Genomic DNA, 18,737 nt, shown 5'->3' with positions numbered 1-18,737 from the left:
CGCACTGATCGAGGAAGCTCTTCAGCGCCGCCACGTCCTGGCCGGCGCTCGCAAGCCGGTTTGCCAGGTCCGTACGGCGCTTGGCCTGCGCCTCCTGGGTGCTGATGCTGTCTCTCGCCTGGCGGGCGAGATCGTCGGGGCAGTCCGCGCCGCACTGATCGAGGAAGCTCTTCAGCGCCGCCACGTCCTGGCCGGCGCTCGCAAGTTGCTTGCCCAAGCGCTCACGGCGCTCAGACTCCTGTCTGGCCAGGGTTTCCTGGCTGTTGCCATCCGGCTGCTTGTTGTCGGGTTGACCGCCAATGGGCGGGGTGTTGCCAGAGAACAGCCCCCCCTCCGTGTAGATCCAGCCTCCCGCCACACCAAGGCCGATGACTGCGACGGCAGTGACGGCAAAAGCCGTGTTGCGCAGGACGTGCGAAGGCCTTGTCGAGGAAGCTTCCGACGATCTGGCCGCAACAGTCTTGGGCTTTTCGGCTTTCGGCTTCTCGGCCTTCGCCTTGGGTGTCGCCGGCCCGTCCGGCCAGTCGCGGATGGCGGCCATGTCCTCCGGCCGCCCCGCCGGATCGGGCGCCAGCATCGCCGCCAGCACGGCATGGAACTGCCTGGGAACGCCATCGAGATCGGGCACGTTGCGGCGTTTTTCGATGATGTCGAGTTGCGAGCCGGTCATGTCCAGCGCGCGGCCGCGCATCGCGGCCGCCATCACCAAAGCGAGGCTGTAAATGTCTGATTTGGGCGTGACTTCGCCGCCGAAGAGGCCGAGCTGCTCGGGCGAGACGAAATTATATTTTCCGGCAAAACTGCCGCCCAGCAAGGTTTCGCCACCGACATTGGCTGAACGCGCAATGCCGAAATCGATGATCTTGGCATTCTGGACCAGGCCGCCCGGCAGGATGACATTGTCGGGCGACATGTCGCGGTGAATGACGCCGGCAAGATGCGCCCGATGCAGGCCGTCGGCCAGCCGGCGCAGCAAGGGCATGAATTCGGCGGCAGTGAGCGGTGCATTCTTCACATGGGCCGCGAGCGACGGGCCGTCCACATACTCCATCGCCAGATAGGGTCGCGACAGCGCCGGATCGATCGAAAACACGTAGTAGCGGACGATTGCCTCGTGATAGAGATGGTTGAGGATCCGCGCTTCCTTGCGGAACAGGCCGAGAATGGTCTCGTCCTCGGCAAATTCCGGCAGAACGATCTTGATCGCCACCGGGTCGCCGGTCTGGATGTTGTGGCCCTTATAGACTTCTCCCATGCCGCCGACGCCGAGAAGTGCGTCGATGCGATAGGTCTGATTGAGTTCGGCGCCGATGCTCACGGCCGAACCGCGGATCGCGATCCGGGTTCGCTCATCGTTCGAGGACGGTTCCATCGGCGCCATTATCGCATCACAAGCGTTGTCGCGCCCCTGTCGACGACATTGACGACGACAACGGAGATATTGTCCTTGCCACCGCGCGCCAAGGCAAGTTCGAGAAGTTCGTGGCTCGCCTGGTTGGCGCTCAGCCCGGTGCTCACGGCGAGGATTTCCTCATCCTTGACATGCCCGGTCAGGCCATCGCTGCACAGGACGAAACGATCCCCCGACTTTATCACACCGGTGGCCTGTTCGAGCTCGAAATCATCGATGGCGCCGACGGCGCGGGTCACCACGTTGCGGCGTGGCCAGCTTACCGCCTCTTCCTGGCTGATGATGCCGCGATCCACCAATTCCTGCACTTCGGTATGGTCATGCGAGAGCTGCTCGATACGCTCCCCACGCATCAGGTAACAGCGGGAATCGCCGGCCCACAAGCAGCAATAATTGCCATCAACGGTCAGCAGCGCCACGACCGTCGAGCCGACGATAAGCTCGGGCCGGCCCTGGGAGCGGGCCAGCAGTTCGGCGTTGACGGTGGCGATCTCGCGCCGGAACGCCTCCGCGAATTCCATCAAGGATGCGGTCTTGCCGAGGCCTCGCGCGGCATCGCCGATCATCGCGCTGGCGAGATTGCCGTCGCGGTGGCCGCCCATCCCGTCTGCCACCATCCAGATGCCACGCGCGCCATCGGTAAAGATGCAATCCTCGTTGAAGCGACGCACATGGCCCGGATGGGTCAGCGCCGCGGTTTCGAATTTCAGATGCTCGCTGGATGCCCAAGGGTCCATCAAACAGCCTCCCCTGTCATCAGGAACGAAAAGAACTGGGCGCCGGGCTTGCCCTCAGTCACCACGAGCCTGGCGGTGTGCCCGCCAGGATGCGCCCCTTGGCCGCCATGCGTCCACCAATAGCTGCGGGCGCCGTTGCGCGCATCCCCATCCGCCATGTCGAGCGAGCGGAAAGCATCGGCAATCGGCAGGTCTTCGCCAGGCCAGAGCAGCAGACCACCATCGCGCTGCGGCGGCGGCAGGCGCGATGCCAAGGGCGGGAACGGGATCTGCGCCAGCAGATGAGACGGCTCGCGCTCGAACTGGTCATCGAGCATATGGAGCAGGAACTGCTCGCAGCCTTCGTGCCACTGGTCGAGCCCCCGCGAAGGCGGCGGCTCCAGATAGGCATCGGGCGGCTCGCAGGCGCATATCGTCAGCGGGAAATAACGCCCGACCCCGTCGACCGAGGCCATCAGCGCACCGGTCACCGGCGTGCCGAAGACCCGCCTGCCGCACCAGAAGCGCCAGATCGGAAAGCTCAGATAGATCTCTTGCCAGCGCTCGGCGAGCGCGTGCCGGCTGGCGGCGACGGCACTCTGGAGCCACTCCTCCCATTGGTCGAGGAAGGGCCGCGGCATGTTGTAGGCCACGAAGTCCCGCTTGGAGGGCAGCTTTCCGAACATGCCGCACATTGTCATCATGAGGGCCGCTCTAGAGATCCGACGGACAGGCGAATTTGAGTTGCGACAGGATGGTGAAGGGATTGTCGAGTGTATCGAAGGTCAATTGATAAGTGACTTCCCGGCCGCCGACGACGAAACGGGCCGTCGCCTTGTTGCCGGATTGGCGCATGTCGCCCTTCTGCAGCAGGCGATAGAGCGCCCAGCCGCCGGTGAAGCGCAAGCTGGGTGATGTGCCGTCGCTTTCGGGCATGGTGATCGAGGCGGTGCCGTCGGGAGAGCGGCCCGGCCATTCGAAATCCCCGCGCGAGCTCACGCCGAACGGGCTGTCGAGCTTGGTGCCGTTGACCTCGAAGCTCACCGAGGCCGTCTTCTGGCTCATCGACTGGGTCACCAGTGCGAATTTCACATTGGGCGAGGTGCCGCGTCCGCTGAAGAACGCCTCCTTGATGCGCGCCGCGTTCTGGAACTGGCGCAGCGTCTCGGGCGACAGCGCCTGGCTGAACTTCGAATTCTGCTTCCAGCCCCAGGCCGCGCCGGATGTATCCACCAGCCCCGCCAGCTTTTCGCGGAAGAAGGTATCGAAGATGCCGTTCGGCCCGAACAGGCGGCCGAACTCGCCGATCGGCACCTCCTGCTTGCTGCCGGGCGAGAAGGGATATTTGTTGCCGACGATATTGAGGCATTCGCGCGTCACGGAACCTTTCAGCGCGCCCTTGAGGTCATCGACCTTGTCGCCGACGATTTTCTGCTCGAACTCCGCCATGGCATCGCGGAACACGACGTCGAAGGGAGCTTCCAGGCGCGACGAGCTGGTGGCGATGGAGCCGAGGAAGGTCTGCATGTTCTGGCGGGCCTGTACGGCACGCTCGAAGTCCTGCTCGTCGATCAGGCTCTGGTAGAGACCCTTCAGCTGCTCGACCAGGAGGTCGATCTGGCTCTTGTCGCCGTTCTTGCGAACAAGGTCGTGATAGCGGCGGAAATGTTCCTGGATGATAGCACCGGGCACGAAAGGCGCCTCGACATTGCCGCCACGGCCGGCGGCTTTCTTGGCGGCGTCGAGGCCGATCGCTGCCATGTCATCGAGCTTGCTGCCGGCCGCTCTGGTGACAGCCTTGGTGGCGGCCTTAACCGCCGCATCCTTGAGCTTGCCGCCGACGTCGCTATCGGCGCCCTGCCGTGCTTCCGTCAGCCTGGTTTGCGCCGAGATGGACTCAAACAAGAGCTTGATCGGCGAAGCGGCGCCGGTGGCGGCCCGCAGCGTGGCATAGCCGGGCTTGTCGGCAGCGAAGCTGTTGAGTTTCAACTTCGCCAGCGCCGCCGTCCACGCCTTGATGAATTCCTGGTCGTAGATGCGGTAGAGATCGGGGCCGAGATTGGCATATTGCTCGTCGATGGCCTGCGTGCTGCCCGCCTCGCCCAGGACCCAGCGCTCATTCTGCAAAAGCGTGATGACCGACTTCATCTTGTCGAGGAACAGGGCGTAGAAGCCGTCATAAGTGAACAGCGACTGGACGCCGACGCTCTCGATGGGTGAACCGTCATTGGTGCCGAAGACGACGGCGGCATCGGGGCCGGCATTGCCCGCCACGGTCCAGTCCCTGACGCTCTGGTCGTGGGCGGTCGACTTGATGATGGCAAAGGCGCGTTCGGCCAGCGACAGCCGCGTCAAGGCCACCTGGCTCGCCTTGACGAGATCGCCATTGAGGGCGATCGGGCGCGGCGTGCCCTCGATGCCGAGCATGGCGTCGAGATGCCGGTCCAGGCTGTCGCGTGTCGCCTTGTTGGGCTCGCCCGGATAGAGGCTTTCCCAATCTCCCCGCATCCAGCCCTCGATCAGCGCGGTGTCCACCGGAATGACGGGATCGCCGCCCAGCATCATATAGACCTTGAGCGGCTCGTAGAGCTGCTCCGGCTGATCCTGCAGGTCGGCGAGCCGCTTTTCGAGATGGAAGAGGATACGCGGCCGCAGCAGCCGATCCAGCCCATCGCGATAGGCAGCCACGCTTGCCGTGCCGATGCGCTTGTGCTGGCCCAGTCCCAGTGTGTCCTTGATCTGCGGTTCGTTGTCGAGCCGGTCATAGCCCCAGGGAAAATCGCGCAGCTTGTCGAGCGGCCCGACGATCTTGAGGAAATCGGCATCGTTGATCGGATCCTCCTTGAGCAGGCCCGCCGTGTCGTTGGCATAGGCGGCGGTGGCGGCATCGGTGCGGTCGATCAGTGTCTTGTTACCGTAATAGCTGGTCAACCAGCCGCCAAGCGCAGCCAGCGTCACGCCGGCGACGAGCACATAGCCCGAGGTCTGCAAGAGGATCTTGCGACGCACTGCGGCGGCATTGGTGGAGACCCAGCCCGCCTCGCCAAACACGACCTTGGTGAGCAGGTGCTCCAGAAAGAAGCTCTTGGCTTTTCCTGAATAAGCAAGGCTGGCGCCCGCCTGCAGACCGAGATCGCGCGACAGCGAACCCAGCAACTGATCGATCGGCGTGCCTTCCTGGGTGCCGGAGGTGAAGTAGAAGCCGCGCAAGGCGGCACTGGTCTGATAGCGCGTCGGCTCGAAGATCTGGTTGAGGAAGCGGGTTATGGTGGGCTTCAGCGCCGCAAGCTGGGACGGCAGGCCGGTGAGCCTCACGCGCGAAATCGGATCAGGCTCCTCCTGCAGGCGATCGGACAATTCGGCGCTCAGCCTTGAGACCAGAAGGTCGATCTCCGGTCCGACGTCGCTGACCCGGTTTTCCTTCTTGTTCCTGGTCTGGAAGGTCGCCCCCCAAACCGCCTTGCGCTCCTCGGGGTCGAGATTGCCGAAATACTCCATGAAGCCGGCAATGAGGTCGGCCTTGGTGAAGATGACATAGACCGGGAAATCGACCTGCAGGCGATTGTTGAGCTCGGCCAGGCGCTTGCGGATGGCGACGGCGTGAGCGCCGAGTTCGGCCTCCTTCATCGACAGGAGGTCGCCGATCGAGATGGCCACCAGCACGCCATTGATGGGCTGGCGCTCACGGTGGCGCTTGAGGAGGTCGAGGAAGGAAAGCCAGCTCTTGCGGTCGGATTCGGTGTCGGAATCCTGCGTGGTATAGCGGCCGGCGGTGTCGATGAAGACGGCGTCCTCAGTGAACCACCAATCGCAGTAACGCGTGCCGCCGCTGCCCGCGATCGGGCCGGTATGGGCAGCCAGCGGGAATTTCAGGCCGCAATTCATCAGGGCCGTGGTCTTGCCGGCGCCAGGCGGCCCGACGATGAGATACCAGGGCAGTTCGTAGAGAAAGTCGCCCTTGGTGCGGCGTGAGCCCTTGAGCGTGAGCAGGGCGTCGCGCATCTTCTCGGCCAGCACGGAGGCATCCGAGCCGTCATCCTCGGGCTCCTGCACCGCGATGTTCTCGGCGAGCGCCCTGGCCGATTGCCCGTGCTTGTAGATGCGATAGGCCAGCCAGCAGAAATAGATCGCCAGCAGCAGGCCGATCAGCGCCAGCCGCAGCCAGGGACTGTCGAAGGGCTCGATGCCGGCGACGGTGACAAGCGGCAGCACCAGCCAGATCACTGCGCACAGCGCCACCACGGCCAAAAAGCTGACGACGAAGATGACCCAGCGCTTCATCACATATCCTCGCGCGGGATGAACACTTCGACGCGCCGGTTCTTGGCCCGGCCCTCGGCCGTGTTGCTGAGATCGATCGGCGCTGTATCAGCTTGCCCCGACGTCGTCAGGCGCTTGGGATCGGCAATGCCGCCGACCAGGATCTTCTCGACCGCCTGCGCCCGCTGCTCGGAAAGCTGCTGGTTGTCCTTGTAGCGCAGGGTGGCGCGCACCGGCGTGTTATCCGTATGCCCGACGATGCGGATCTGGCCGGGCTCCTTGTCGAGCGCTGCTGCGATATGGCCAATGACGGGCACGGCATCCGGGCGCAGGGTGGTGCTGCCCTTGTCGAACAGGGAATCGTTGAGGAGGCGCACCACGATGTCCTTGCCGGAATAGTCGGCCGAAGCCTTCTTGGCGGCGATGTCGTCCTTCAGGCGCTCGCGGATGCGCTCAAGCTGGGTGGTGACCTTGATCGGCGGGGGTGGCGGCGGAGGCGCCGGCACGGTGCGATAGATATGGATATCGCCATTCGGATGCAGCGCCAGCAGGCCGGCGCTCGCCGTATCGGACATGCCGCCGAGCAGCCAGCGGAACACCAGGAAGCTGAGGAGGAGCAGGCCGGCGGCGACGGAGGTGATCGCCCACAAAGGCACGGTCCGGCGCACATAGGCCGCAGCGATGTCCTGCCCCCGCCAATGTGGCGAGATATGATCCGTCACCCGCGCTTCCCGAGCGCGCAGGGTTTCGTAGAGGTCGCGGCGGATCTGCTGATGCGGGACGTCGCCGCCGGCAACCCGGTATTTGCCTTCGAAGCCGAGCGACATGCAGGCATGCATCAGGCCGAGCAGATTGTGGTTGATCTGCGGGTGCTGCCGCAGCTTGGCCAACTCGTCGAAAAAGCCGACACCGCTGTCGCGCACCTGGAAATAGCGGCTCAGCATGCTGTATTGCGTCCACAGATTGCGGTCCGAGCTCGGCAGGTTCTGCACGATGTCGTCGGCGGTGGCGCAGACAGCATATTTGGCGGTGCGCACCTGGGGTTCGGGAATGCCACGCGCATTGAGTTCGGCCTCGAAGGTCTCGATGCCCTGCGCCACCGTGCTCATCATCGGCGCAACCTGGGGAACCTGCCTGGCGATCCGGATATTGGCCAGCACCAGCAGCAGGGGCATGGCCGCTTCGAGGATGGGATTGGGCCCGCCGGTCTTGTCGCTGACGCCGAGCGCTTCGAGATCCACCGTGGCGGGCCCGATCGGCAGGGGAGGCTGGGCGCGCGGCGTCTCGGCCAGGGATTGATAGGGGTGGCCCTGAGGAGGCTGCGGCGCTGCAGCACCTGCCGCCACGCGGGGGCCGCCCCAGATGTCCTGGGCAGGCGCGGGGGTTGCGCCGGGATAAGGCACACCCTGGCCGTCACGCCGGCCGCCCGGATTGGGCTTGATCACCGTCTTTTCGGAGTCGGGGTTAGACCCGAACGGGCCCTTGCCGTTCGTCATGTGCCCACATCCTATTTCACGTCTTCCTTGACGACCCACAGATTGAGCTCAAGCCCGGGCCAGTCGCCGGAAAAATGCATGCCGATGCCGCTCGCGGTGCTGAATTCGGGCCAGAGCGGCGACATGCGGTCGAGCGCGAAATAGACGTGGCTGGTAATCGCGCGGATCTGCGCCGGTGGCGTCGGCAGATGAATGAGCCCGATGCCGGGAAGGTGGGCGTGCACGATCTCGTTCATCCGCGTATTGGGGCCGACCTTGAACAGAGCCGGGAACTGCGTCTGCAACTCGGTGAGCGAACGCTGCGCCGCCACTTCGAGCACGAAGGTCGACGCCCGGAACAGATTGCGGTCGGTCACGGTCGCCAGGAAGGCATTGGTGGCCTTCTCCACGATCTCCAGCCGGATAGCGCGGCTGATGTCGACGCTGAGGAAGCGCTGAATGTCGGCCAGCACCGGAGCGAAGGTGGTGCCGGGATTGTCATGGTCATAGGCCGGATAGTCGTTGGCGCGCCGCTCCCGCGTGGAATAGGTCGCCAGCTCCCCGGCCAGACGCAGCAACTCCACATAGAGCCGCTCAGGATGGGTGTATTTCGAACGGCGCATGTGCCGAAGCGCCGGAATTTCGCGGTTGAGCATCTGCAGCACAAAATAGTCGACGCTCTGCATGCCGCCGCTGGAGCGCGGGTCCGAGGCGAAGCGCGCCAGTTCGTCGAGCTTGGTCTCCACCCAGCCGATCACACGGTCGAGCCAGCCGGTAACGGCAGCATGGGCGGCGACCACCAGCACGGGCGGGGCAAAGCGCTCGTCGAAGACGATGGTCTTGTCGTTGACCTCGATAATCCGAGCACAGAGCATGCAGACGAAGCCCGGCTTCGGCGTCCGGCGGATCTCGTAGCTGAAGCGCGGCACCGCAACGTCGATCTCTTCCTCGATCTGCAGGGCGGAGGATGCATCGATCAGCGTCTCCGATTGCACCACATAGCGGCTGCCGCTTTCGCTCTCCGGCTCGTCGATCTCGCGGCTGTTGGGCTGGGCCATGGGCATGCACAGCCAGACGAACAGCCCGGCGGCATTTTCGGGCACCATTGCGGGTGGCGGCGGCGGGCAATCGCCGGGGAAGCGAAACGGCGTGCCGTCCGACAGGATACCCGCGGCGCGGCGCAGGCCGAACTTGCTTTGCTGCGCCAGGTCGCGATCGATCTCGATCTCGCTGAAGCCCCAGGGATAGGGCGTGATCTGGCTGGTACGGCCCTCGAGCAGATGTTCGAGATAGCGATCGCCCTGCTGCAAATGATGTGGCCGGAGGAACAGACCTTCCGACCAAGCGACTTTGCTATACCAGGACATCGATCAGCCGCCCGAAGGATTTGGTTGTGTGATTGTCAGGCTCGGCAATGCTGTCGCAAGGCCTCGCCCAAAAACGTTCGGCCGTTGCGCGAGCAAATTCTCTCGGCTTCTTGCGAACTGTGCCATATGACCTGAGGAAGTCAAGCGATCCACCGGCTTACATCGACCCTACCACTGTAGCTTAGAACAAGCGCCCGGCTCTCGCCTCCCCCATTGTGAGGTAGACAGAAAGTGGTGCGGCAGATACGAAATTTGTATTCGCGTGCTACAATCGTTCAGTGCTCTCGAAGCTGTTCCCTCAATGTCTGCGGATGCGAAGGCTGTGGCGTTTTGCGATGTATTGGACATGCCAAGCATCGCAAAGACGCGTCGAAACAAGAAATCAGAGAAAAAGGGCGTTTTGGCCAGAACGCGCCTTGCCTTAGGCTTTGCCATGGTGCCGTTCGGCTTGGTTTGGGGCCATGTCGATCGTGCCGAAGCAGCCTTTCGAGTGTGCAACCAGTCGGTCACTCTATACAATGTCGCCATCGGCGCCGAAATCGACAAGAAATTCGCCACCGAAGGCTGGTGGACATTGCCGGGCAATACTTGTGTCACGCCGATCAAGGAAGATCTGGCCGATCTCAAGCTGAGATATGTCTATATCTACGCGACGACCGCGACAGGCGACAGCGCATTCGAGGGAAACTGGGACATGTGCGTCGACACCAAACGCTTCAAGATCGAAAAGGTGCAGGACCAGCCCTGGGACTGCTGGGTGCGCGGTTTCGTCCAGGCCAAGTTCAAGGAGGTCGATACCGGCGATACCGGCTCGTGGACGGTCTTCATCCGCCCTGACGACAAACCCTGACCTGGCACGCCCCCGCCATGGACGACAAGACAGTCATAGCCGGGCAAAAATCCTCCGATCCCGCGGACCCGTCCCGGCCGACCGCGACTGAGCCGCAGACCGGACCGGCCGGGGAAGACACCAATGCCACCATCATCGTGCCGGCCAAGCCTCCCGCGCGGAGCGCGAAGAAGGCTGCCAAGCCAGTAGCCGACAAAGCCGGCCCTGCCGGGAGCGCGCCAAAGGGCGCGGATACCGCCAGGCCTGGGCCATCAGGCGCCCGCCCCGCGGGTGCGCTGGTCTATCTCACCATGGCCGCGGCCCTCCTTTTTCTCGGCCTTGGCTCGGCCGTGACCACCATCTATCTGCTTGCTCCCGATCGGACCCGCCAGCAGGTCACGGTGACGGACAGCGACCTTCAGGCCAGCCTGGTTCCGGTGCAGGGCGAGGACAATGAAGCCGAAGACGAAGCCCTGATCCGGGCGGCGATCAAGCCCCGCATCATCGATCTCAGCGGCGACCCGGTGATCGTGCCGCAGCTCGCCGACGCTCCGCGCCAGTTGATCAAGCTGGCGAGCGATACGCAGCGCAAGGCGGCGGGCAGCCTTGGCATCAAGGACGAGGTGTTCCGCCTGAAGGACGTGCTGGACCTGCCCACGCCGCAATCGCAGGTCGCGGTGCTGGGTTCGCAGGAGGATATCGCCATCGCCCAGGAGGCGCCCGCTGCCGGTGGCACGACAGACGGCGACGACAGTGCCGATGCCAGCACCGGTTCCTCCTCGATCGCGGCTTCGAGCACGAGCACGGGCGACCGCGTCGCGGATTTTGCTCAAAAGGCCAAGGCTCGGATCCGCCTCGCCGACGCGCTCAACAATCTCGGCCTGGATACCCAGCAGGCCGGTGCGGCCGGCGATGCCTTCAATGCCTTCTACAACCGCCCGATGCTCGAGGCCGATGATCGCTATGTGGTACGCGCGGTCGCCTTGAACGGCGATCCCAACCACATGCAGCCGGTGCAGGTGTCGGTCTATGCCAAGACCGAGCTCGTCGGCTCCATCGCCCTCAACGATGTCGGCACCTATGTGCGTTCCGAAGATCCCTGGTATCGGCGTGATCCCTTCGCGGCGCCGCTGGCGCCGGTGCAGGTCGATCCGGAGAACCAGCCGCGCCTGCTCGATGCAATCTATGTCACGGCGCTGCGCAACCGGCTGCCGGCCCCGGTGATCGGCGAGGCGATCATGCTGCTGTCGCGGGCCCAGGACCTGGAGCAGAAAGTGCAGCCGGGCGACACGATTTCGCTGATCTACTCGCCGGCCCCGCGCGATTCGAAGCAGGGTCTTGGCCGCATCGTCTTCGTCAGCATCGGGCGCACCACCGGCAATCTCGATTGCTATGTGATGCAGCCCCAGGCCGGCGCCCCCTTCGAATGCGTGTCGTCGGCGGGCCAGGGCAGCCTGCCCGATGGCGGCGGCATGGTCACGCCCGTCAACGGCGTGATCGTCGCCAGGTTCGGCCCGCAGGGCTCGGACACTTCGGCCGCGTCCATGAATTACGGCATCGACTGGACGGCCCCGGTAGGTTCGCCCGTGGTTGCCGCCTATCCGGGCAAAGTGACCGCCATCGGCGAGGAAAGCAATTTCGGCACGGTGGTGCGGCTCTCCCATGACGACGGCAAGACCTCGATGTATGGCTATCTCGCGCGGGCGGCGACCGGGCTTGCCGTCGGCAGCAGCGTCCAGGCCGGCGAGGCCATCGGCTATGTCGGCACGCCGGCCTCCAGCCGCGAACCGCGCCTGCATTTCGAGGTTCGCAACAATGGCGTGCCGGTCGATCCGGTCGCCGACAGCCAGGTGAGCGCCACCACCGCCAGTGCTAGCGCCGCCACTGCCACCAGCACCGCCGGTGGCGCCAACGGTGCCGTCGACCAGTTCGTCGGCCGTATCATCACCATTGAAAGCGGCAACAAGTGCAATGCCGCCAATCCGCTCTCCACCGCTGTCGGGCTCGGCCAATTCATCGAATCGACCTGGATGACCACCATCCGCCTGCATCGACCCGATCTTTTGGTCGGCCGCAGCCGCCAGGAAGTGCTGGCAATGCGCACCAATTGCGACCTCGCGCGGGCGATGACGACAGCCCATACCCGCGACAATGCCGCGGTGATCCGGCAGGCCGGCCATGCCGTCACGCCCGGCAATCTCTATCTGGCGCATTTCCTCGGATCGGGCGGAGCGGTGAAGGCACTCCGAGGCCCGCAGAACAGCCTGATCTCCGACGTGTTCGGCGCCGCCCATGTGCGGGCCAACCCCTTCGAGCAGGGCAAGACGCTGAGCTTCCTGATCGCCTGGGCCGCCAAGAAGATGGGTGCGGCGATCTCGGGCACTTCGACGCCCTCGCAGGATACGGGCACCACGACGGTCAGTAACGAGCCTTTGGCGAAATTCGCCAGCGATCCCGCCTTCGCCGCGCTCAAGACATCCGTGCTGGCGCTGTTGCAGTGATGCCGATGCCGCACAGGGAAACGCGACGATGGAAGGCCAATCTCCAGATCGCGCGAGCCTGCCTCACGAATGCCGGTTGCGGTTCGAGGCGCTCAGCTTGTCATATTGCTCGGCATAGAGCTCCAGGAAGGCGCCGAGCATGCCATGTTCGCGGCGGCCGACCCTGGCCGCCCAGCGCTCGGCATAGAGTTCCCAATAGTTGCCCTTGCCGGAAAACAGGGATTTCTTGGCATCTGCTGCGGTCTTGATGGCCTCAGGGGACAATTCGTCGAAGAGCTCGGTCAGCGCCGCCTGCATCGAGGCCAGGAACGCGACCTGATGCATCTTGAGATCGCCGAAGGCGTTCTCGAGCGCGGCCCTGCCGTCGAGGTAACCCCGGGTCCGCGGACCCAGCATGACCCGCAGGGCCTCCTCCGGGGTCGGCATGAACTTCAGCGGGTTGTTGTCCTCAGCGCTGATCATGGTGCGGTTGCCGGCACGCGACAGCGCCTTGGCCTCTGCCCGTGCCCGCAGCAGGGCCATCACATGCAGGCAGGCGACATTGAGGAGCCGTCCGGCATCCTCCGCCAGGTCGCCGGCATCGACGCCGCCGAAGATGTTCTCGGGAATGCCCGCACCGGCCGCAAAGCGGCGAATGAATTCGGCCGCACCGACATCGCCCGAAGATGGCGCCGGAACGTTCCGCTCAGCAACTGGCTTCGGGGCCTCCACGGCATCCCTGGGCTTGACCACAACCGGCGCCACCTCTTCTGCCGCCGGTTCGGCCTTGGCAGGCTCGACCGGGCCGGGATCCTCGCTTTCCCACAACGCGGCGGCCGGCGCCGGCGTCGGAATGGCCGGCATCGGAAGGGAAGGTCTGGGCTTGCGGATCGGCTCCGGCTCCTCGAGGGGCGGCGGCACATAGGCGGCCTGGTGCAGGAAATCCGGCCCACGATCAGCCTCGCTCAGCGGCGGCAATAATTGGCTCGCATCGATGGGAGGTGGTGCCTCGTGCGGGCTGTCCCAGATATCCGCGCTTGCCAGGGACGGGCCCGGGCTCGAACTCGGAGGTGGCGGAGCCGGCTGCACCGGTGCCTGTGGCAGCTTGATCGATACCGCCAGCACATAGTCGCCCACAGCCAGCCTGTCGCCATCAGCGAGACGGTAGGGGCTTTGCAGGCGCTTGCTGGAGCCGTTGAGAAAGGTACCGTTGGTCGAGGTATCGGTCAGCCAATAGGCGCCGTCGTAGAAGCGCACTTCGCAATGCTTGCCGGAGATCACCCGGTTGCGATCGGGCAAGGTCCAGTCGAGATGCTGGTCGCGCCCAAAATCGAAACCGCGCTTGTCGATCGCAAACTCCAACGGCCCGCCATCGGGCAGGCGATCAAAGTTCTCGATCCTGAGTGTCAGCATGGCGGTTGCAAAGTCCTGTCACGTCATGAGGCAAACGATAAATAGAGCGTTTTGTGGAAGAATTGATAGGCCCTTCGATCAAGAAAACGCGCCAAAACAGAGGCTTAGAGCTCAATAGGTTTCCGGGAAATCGCGCCTTGCCACGGTCAGGAACCGCCGCGTCGCAGCAGCGCCACGGCATCGCCGACCAGGTCTTCCATGCCACCAACCTGCCTGGCCATGGGCAGGCAGGCGACCAGCAACGTCAAGCCGACATTCACGGCGTGACCGGTCAGATGCGGGGGCGGCGGGACCGGATGTTCGGGATTGGGCGAGAGACTCCCCCCGCTCCAGCCCGCCGCCAGGGCGGCCCAGGCGAAGGCGCCCTTATCGGGATCGTCCATGCCTGCATCGAGGGCCGCACGGCGGGTAAACTCAATGGGTTTCTTCAGCCAGTCATCGACCAGGCGCAGCAAGTTGGCCTCCGCGCCGCTCGGCGGCTGCGGCCGCTGGCGCAACGCCAGGCTGAGCCATTGCACGGCCTCGCGGCGCGGCAGCACGAAGGCACAGAACATCATGGCCTTGCGCGCGCCGCCCTGCGCCAGCAAGGCCTCGATGAACGCGAAAGGCTCAAGGTCGAGATTATATCCGGAAAACTCGCCATCGAGGTTCGGGAAGGCGTCGATCACCTGCCTGGCCGTCGAGAACCGAAGATGCTTCATCTCGTCTCCTGCGACCGTTCGAATACAGACTCTTGGCTTGCGGTCACGCCTCGGTATCGCATCACTTCGTGCTGCGATGCGTGCTCAGCCGCACCTTGCGAACAAGTTGTGGCCGGGATGACACGAGTGAGCCAACAAGACGGCACCATTCTCAGCGCTAACTCATTGTTTAAACGTATTTTTGCAATTTCCAGCGCTTTCGTCCAACCAAAAATGCTCCGCCGGGTCGCAATCGATTCCTGAAAATCCATCGCGATCCTGCGGATCTCTGGCGTCGCGTGCCGGTTGGACGGCGGCGATACGCCCTATCGCGTTTTTCCGGAGTCGATAAGAAGCGCAAAGACTTGCAGTTACTCCCTCCACCACCAAGGTCGCGTAACCCCGGTGAGCAGTTACAGACGCTTCAGCCAATTCTTTGGATTGGCTTGGAAACAAGGAGTTGGAGCAAAGAAGCGTTCAAACTCGAACGCGTTTTGCTCTAATTGATCAGAACCAGCGCCCCCTGGACCATTAAGGGTGCTGCAGCCGAGACCTGGCCGATTGCGTTCGACTTCAGATTCATCAAGGCATCGGCCTCCAGGGTGATCATGGTCGATTTGAGCTTGATGCCAACCGGGGTCATGGTGAGGGTGCTGTTCCCCACGGTGAACTCGATCTTCTGATTGGCCTTCACCGTCCAGGTCGACATGATGGTCTCGTCCCGGCTGTTGCCGATCTTCACTTCGACATTCTGGCCGATCTCGCGCCGCTCGTCGTTCTCGACCTTGCCTTCGAGGTCGTGCTGGGCGTGGAAGCGGATCAGCTCGTTACCGGCCGTATCGTCCATGATCAGCTCGTTATAGCCCGATCCGTTGAGCGTCTGCGACTTGGTGCCCGAGACGGCGTTGAGCTTGTCCTTGACATAAGGGGCGACATTCTCGGCATTGTAGACGCTGCCCGTCACCAAGGGCTGGTCCGGGTCACCCTCGATGTAATTGACCACGACCTCCATGCCGATGCGCGGGATCTTGACGTCGCCCCAGCCGTTTCCGGCCCAGTTCTGGGCGATCCGCACATAGCGGGACTGGCTCTTGTCGCGGTCCCAGAAGAACTGCACCTCGATGCGGCACTGGTCGTCCACGTCGCTGACCACCAAGGCGGTCTGCGGGCCGTGAATGACAGGCTTGGACGTCACGGCTGGCGCCCGGAACGCAATGTCGAGCGGCTGGAACTCGTAGCTACCGGAATAGCCTTCCTCGCCGGACGCGCCCGTCGAGCGATAGGCCTGGGCGCGGAAGAGATGATGGGCCCGAACGATCAGATATTTGGTGCCCTTGCTGGCCGGGGGATTGCCATCGAGCGTCATGGTGAAGCCTGGGCAGCAGGTGACGGCATCGCCGCCGGCCATCACGCGCTTGTCGATGGCCTGCTCGGCCTCGAGCCTCACATTGGCCAGCGTGGTGCCATCGCCCTTTTCCGTATAGCGGCCAGGGTAGTCGTAGAGTTCGAGGTCGCCATGCTGGTACCGGGCGCTGGCCGCCTTTTCCGCCATCAGGTCGGTGCTGGGCTTGTGGTAGTCGTAATCGTCCAGCGTGACCTTGCCGGAGCGCAGGCGCCGGCCTTCGGCCCATTCGTTCAGCCTGTCCTTGGTCATGATGTTGTCGAGACCGACAGCTGCAAATTCGAGTGCCGCACCGCCGAGCTTGGGCTGATGCGCCGCACTCGCATCCGCCATGACGAGCTTGTGGTCGGACTCGCTGTGTTCGAAATAATAGTAAATTCCGTATTCTTCCATCAGCCTTGAGATGAAGGCAAAGTCGCTTTCGCGATACTGCACGCAATATTCGAGCTGCGGATAGCTTTCCGACAAACGTTGCTCGAACTGGATGAAGCCGCGATTGTTCAGGACCTGGCTGATGATCTCGGGCGCGGTCATGTGGCTGTAGATCTTACAATTGGTGGTCCTGGTCAGCAGCCACAGCCAGGGGCGGAGCACCAGGCGGTAATAGCGCAGATCCTGGTCCCTGCCGATCCATTGCGTCTCCACCAGCACGCCGTTGAAGCTGCGCTTGACACCCTCGTGATGGGACTGGATCTCCAGACGGCATTTGGTGCCGAGGATCTTGTCGAAATCGACCTCGCTGTCGTCGCTGACCACTTCGAGGCGATATTCGAAAAGCTCGCTGAGGCCTTCCGATCCTTCAAAACGGGTGACGACGAGCTTGTCCTTGCCAAGGCTGCTCGTGAAAGAACCCATTCGTGTGTCTTGACCGAATATTTGTGCCACAGCCTGCCCTCGCTTTACCACGTCGGCCAATCAAGGCTAGCTCTGTTCAAGTTCAACGTCCATGCCATAGGCGCTTTGTCGCCTCCCACATTTAGGGGGTCCCAGTCATAGTCCACTCATCTGGGACTGGCGGGTTTCGACATTCTTGCTATTCTTGTTCGAGGGTCGATCGCTTTCCTGAATGAGACGCCTCTCGCGCAGTTGACGAGCGGTTCAGCCGGCCGACCCTGGAGCAAACGCTTTGGGCGTATCGTCGGTTATGGTTTGAGGACGGTGCGATGAGCCCGGTTGCGCAAGATTTGAGGCAGTTGGGGCATCTGCTCGCCACCGACACTTTGGCCGTCATCGCGGCAATTGCCCTGATGAGCTGGCTGCTGCGCCGGCGGGAAGGCGTCCTGGCCTGGCTCTGCTGCGCGGGTGCCGCCTGGTGCGCGTTCAACCTTGCGGGCCTGCCCCAGATCGAAACCCGACCCTTCGGCTTTTCGGTCGGCCGGATCGCCTTGCTCTACCCCCTGCTCTTCACCACGCTCGGCCTGGCGGCAAGCCTGGTCGGTGCAAGCCTTCCTCGCGGCCTGGTGGTCGCGATGGCGCTGGCCTGTTTCGGCCTCGGCGCAGCGGCGATCCCGTTTCACGACCTGGCAACCACGCGGATCGCCGGTCTTGCGAGCCTCGGCGCAGCGCTGCTCCTGCTGGTTTTTTTTGCAACGAGGGCGGAAACGCAGATCGCTACGCCTGAAAAACTGGCGCTGGTGATCCTCTACGCGCTCGGTCTCGCGGCGGTTGGCATCGATCTTTATGCCGGAACGGTCTGGCCCGGCAAAAGCGTGCCGTTCGCACCCTATGCCGGCGTGATCCTGCTCGGCTTCAGTGGCTTCGTCATCCTGCGGCACATCCTGGCCAATGCCGAGGCACGCGAGAGGCTCAACCAGGCGCTCGGCCAACGTATCGAGACCACCAAGGCCAATCTGCTGGCAAGCGAAAGCGCGAGGCACGCCCTCGAAATCGCCCATGCGGTGAAGCTGGAGCGGGAACGCCTGATGCGGGAAATCCATGACGGCATCGGTTCGAGCCTCGTGGCGGCCCTGGCTTCGGCCGAACGCCAGGGCAAGGAGAGCACGACGGCAGTCGTGGCCCTCAAGGGCGCGCTGACCGATCTTCGCGTCGCGGTCGACTCGCTCGAGCCGGTGGAAGGCAATGTCGCCACCCTCCTCGCCAGCCTGCGCTATCGCTACGAGCCCGAACTGCGAAAATCGGGCATCGGCGTCAAATGGATGGTCGAGGACGTGCCCGAACTCGACTGGCTCGACGCGCCGAGCGCCCTGCATGTGCTGCGGATCCTGCAGGAATCGGTCAGCAACACCATGGGCCACAGCAAGGCCACCCAGCTTACCTTCAAATGCAAGATGGCGCTGCTGCAGGGACGGCCCGGCCTCCGCGTCGAGATTGCCGATAATGGCAGCGGCTTCAATATGGAGGCTCCGGCCACAGGCCGCGGCCGCAGGAACATGCTTCAACGCGCGGAGGCCCTCGGTGCCACGCTGGAGGTGCTCAGCAAACGGGGCGAAGGCACCGCCACCATCCTTTGGCTGCCGCTGGTCCGCAGGCAGGGATTGAATCTGGAGGAGGGTCAGGCGGCAGAGCGGTAGACAAGACGCTCATACGCCGAAAGTAAAGGATCGATCGATCAAAAAATACTACCGCCGGCGGCCATGGTCATCGGCAACGATCGGCGCAGCATTTCCGCAGCCTCCCCTATATGGGGGGTTGCGGGTTGAGACGCAGAACAGCATCATTTCCAAAGGCGTTTTGTCATTTGAAG

Annotated in this window: 12 protein-coding genes; 3 read left to right on the top strand and 9 right to left on the bottom strand. The window is 63.6% G+C overall.

Going from position 1 to position 18,737, the window contains the following annotated elements; all coding sequences use genetic code 11:
- The 6 genes from QM672_RS27930 to tssK form a co-directional block, all read right to left on the bottom strand.
- A partial coding sequence (locus QM672_RS27930; RefSeq protein ID WP_415086539.1) for a serine/threonine-protein kinase occupies positions 1–1,372 on the bottom strand: 1,372 nt, incomplete at its 3' end.
- A gap of 8 nt (positions 1,373–1,380) precedes the next feature.
- Positions 1,381–2,148 carry a PP2C family protein-serine/threonine phosphatase gene (locus tag QM672_RS27925; protein WP_311943567.1) on the bottom strand — a complete coding sequence of 256 codons (768 nt, stop codon included), beginning with the start codon at positions 2,146–2,148 and terminating at the stop codon, positions 1,381–1,383.
- Positions 2,148–2,831 (bottom strand): type VI secretion system-associated protein TagF, encoded by a 684-nt coding sequence (gene tagF / locus QM672_RS27920; RefSeq protein WP_311943569.1) that lies wholly within the window; start codon positions 2,829–2,831, stop codon positions 2,148–2,150. The genes QM672_RS27925 and tagF overlap by 1 nt, the downstream gene beginning before the upstream one ends.
- Positions 2,832–2,841: 10 nt before the next feature.
- Entirely contained in the window at positions 2,842–6,408 is a 3,567-nt protein-coding gene (tssM, locus tag QM672_RS27915; protein ID WP_415086536.1) for a type VI secretion system membrane subunit TssM, read from the bottom strand.
- Positions 6,408–7,883, bottom strand: coding sequence for a type IVB secretion system protein IcmH/DotU (gene icmH / locus QM672_RS27910; protein WP_394312830.1), 1,476 nt, complete (start codon positions 7,881–7,883; stop codon positions 6,408–6,410). Before icmH ends, tssM begins: the two co-directional genes overlap by 1 nt.
- An 11-nt stretch (positions 7,884–7,894) precedes the next feature.
- Positions 7,895–9,229 carry a type VI secretion system baseplate subunit TssK gene (tssK, locus tag QM672_RS27905; RefSeq protein WP_311943575.1) on the bottom strand — a complete coding sequence of 445 codons (1,335 nt, stop codon included), beginning with the start codon at positions 9,227–9,229 and terminating at the stop codon, positions 7,895–7,897.
- Between the two features lie 301 nt (positions 9,230–9,530).
- Here tssK and QM672_RS27900 point away from each other — a divergent pair, with 301 nt between their 5' ends.
- Together QM672_RS27900 and QM672_RS27895 are read left to right on the top strand one after the other, a co-directional pair.
- A complete protein-coding gene (locus QM672_RS27900; protein ID WP_311943577.1) occupies positions 9,531–10,079 on the top strand; it encodes a DUF1036 domain-containing protein in 549 nt (182 codons plus the stop codon).
- A gap of 17 nt (positions 10,080–10,096) precedes the next feature.
- Complete coding sequence (locus QM672_RS27895; RefSeq protein ID WP_415086533.1) at positions 10,097–12,559, top strand: peptidoglycan DD-metalloendopeptidase family protein; 2,463 nt, start codon at positions 10,097–10,099, stop codon at positions 12,557–12,559.
- A 63-nt stretch (positions 12,560–12,622) separates the two neighbouring features.
- Here QM672_RS27895 and tagH read toward each other — a convergent pair whose 3' ends face one another.
- The 3 genes from tagH to QM672_RS27880 form a co-directional block, all read right to left on the bottom strand.
- Positions 12,623–13,951: a type VI secretion system-associated FHA domain protein TagH gene (gene tagH / locus QM672_RS27890; RefSeq protein WP_367624586.1), complete on the bottom strand. Its 1,329-nt coding sequence runs from the start codon at positions 13,949–13,951 to the stop codon at positions 12,623–12,625.
- Between the two features lie 146 nt (positions 13,952–14,097).
- Positions 14,098–14,652, bottom strand: a complete 555-nt coding sequence (locus QM672_RS27885) for a DUF6931 family protein (RefSeq protein WP_415086531.1) — start codon at positions 14,650–14,652, stop codon at positions 14,098–14,100.
- A gap of 478 nt (positions 14,653–15,130) precedes the next feature.
- Entirely contained in the window at positions 15,131–16,888 is a 1,758-nt protein-coding gene (locus QM672_RS27880; protein WP_311943585.1) for a type VI secretion system Vgr family protein, read from the bottom strand.
- Positions 16,889–17,196: 308 nt separating this feature from the next.
- Here QM672_RS27880 and QM672_RS27875 point away from each other — a divergent pair, with 308 nt between their 5' ends.
- Complete coding sequence (locus QM672_RS27875) at positions 17,197–18,564, top strand: sensor histidine kinase (RefSeq protein ID WP_415086528.1); 1,368 nt, start codon at positions 17,197–17,199, stop codon at positions 18,562–18,564.
- Positions 18,565–18,737: the final 173 nt, after the last annotated feature.

It is taken from the genome of Labrys sp. (in: a-proteobacteria) (assembly GCF_047605565.1).
Taxonomy (GTDB): domain Bacteria; phylum Pseudomonadota; class Alphaproteobacteria; order Rhizobiales; family Labraceae; genus Labrys; species Labrys neptuniae.
Note: the sequence above shows the minus strand (reverse complement) of the source record. Positions and strands in the feature narration are given on the sequence as shown.

Bases quoted from the DNA above. Each gene is read 5' to 3' on its own strand.
- QM672_RS27925 (WP_311943567.1), bottom strand. From the start codon at position 2,148: ATGGACCCTTGGGCATCCAGCGAGCATCTGAAATTCGAAACCGCGGCG.
- tagF (WP_311943569.1), bottom strand. From the start codon at position 2,831: ATGATGACAATGTGCGGCATGTTCGGAAAGCTGCCCTCCAAGCGGGAC.
- tssM (WP_415086536.1), bottom strand. From the start codon at position 6,408: ATGAAGCGCTGGGTCATCTTCGTCGTCAGCTTTTTGGCCGTGGTGGCG.
- icmH (WP_394312830.1), bottom strand. From the start codon at position 7,883: ATGACGAACGGCAAGGGCCCGTTCGGGTCTAACCCCGACTCCGAAAAG.
- tssK (WP_311943575.1), bottom strand. From the start codon at position 9,229: ATGTCCTGGTATAGCAAAGTCGCTTGGTCGGAAGGTCTGTTCCTCCGG.
- QM672_RS27900 (WP_311943577.1), top strand. From the start codon at position 9,531: ATGTCTGCGGATGCGAAGGCTGTGGCGTTTTGCGATGTATTGGACATG.
- QM672_RS27895 (WP_415086533.1), top strand. From the start codon at position 10,097: ATGGACGACAAGACAGTCATAGCCGGGCAAAAATCCTCCGATCCCGCG.
- tagH (WP_367624586.1), bottom strand. From the start codon at position 13,951: ATGCTGACACTCAGGATCGAGAACTTTGATCGCCTGCCCGATGGCGGG.
- QM672_RS27885 (WP_415086531.1), bottom strand. From the start codon at position 14,652: ATGAAGCATCTTCGGTTCTCGACGGCCAGGCAGGTGATCGACGCCTTC.
- QM672_RS27880 (WP_311943585.1), bottom strand. From the start codon at position 16,888: ATGGGTTCTTTCACGAGCAGCCTTGGCAAGGACAAGCTCGTCGTCACC.
- QM672_RS27875 (WP_415086528.1), top strand. From the start codon at position 17,197: ATGAGCCCGGTTGCGCAAGATTTGAGGCAGTTGGGGCATCTGCTCGCC.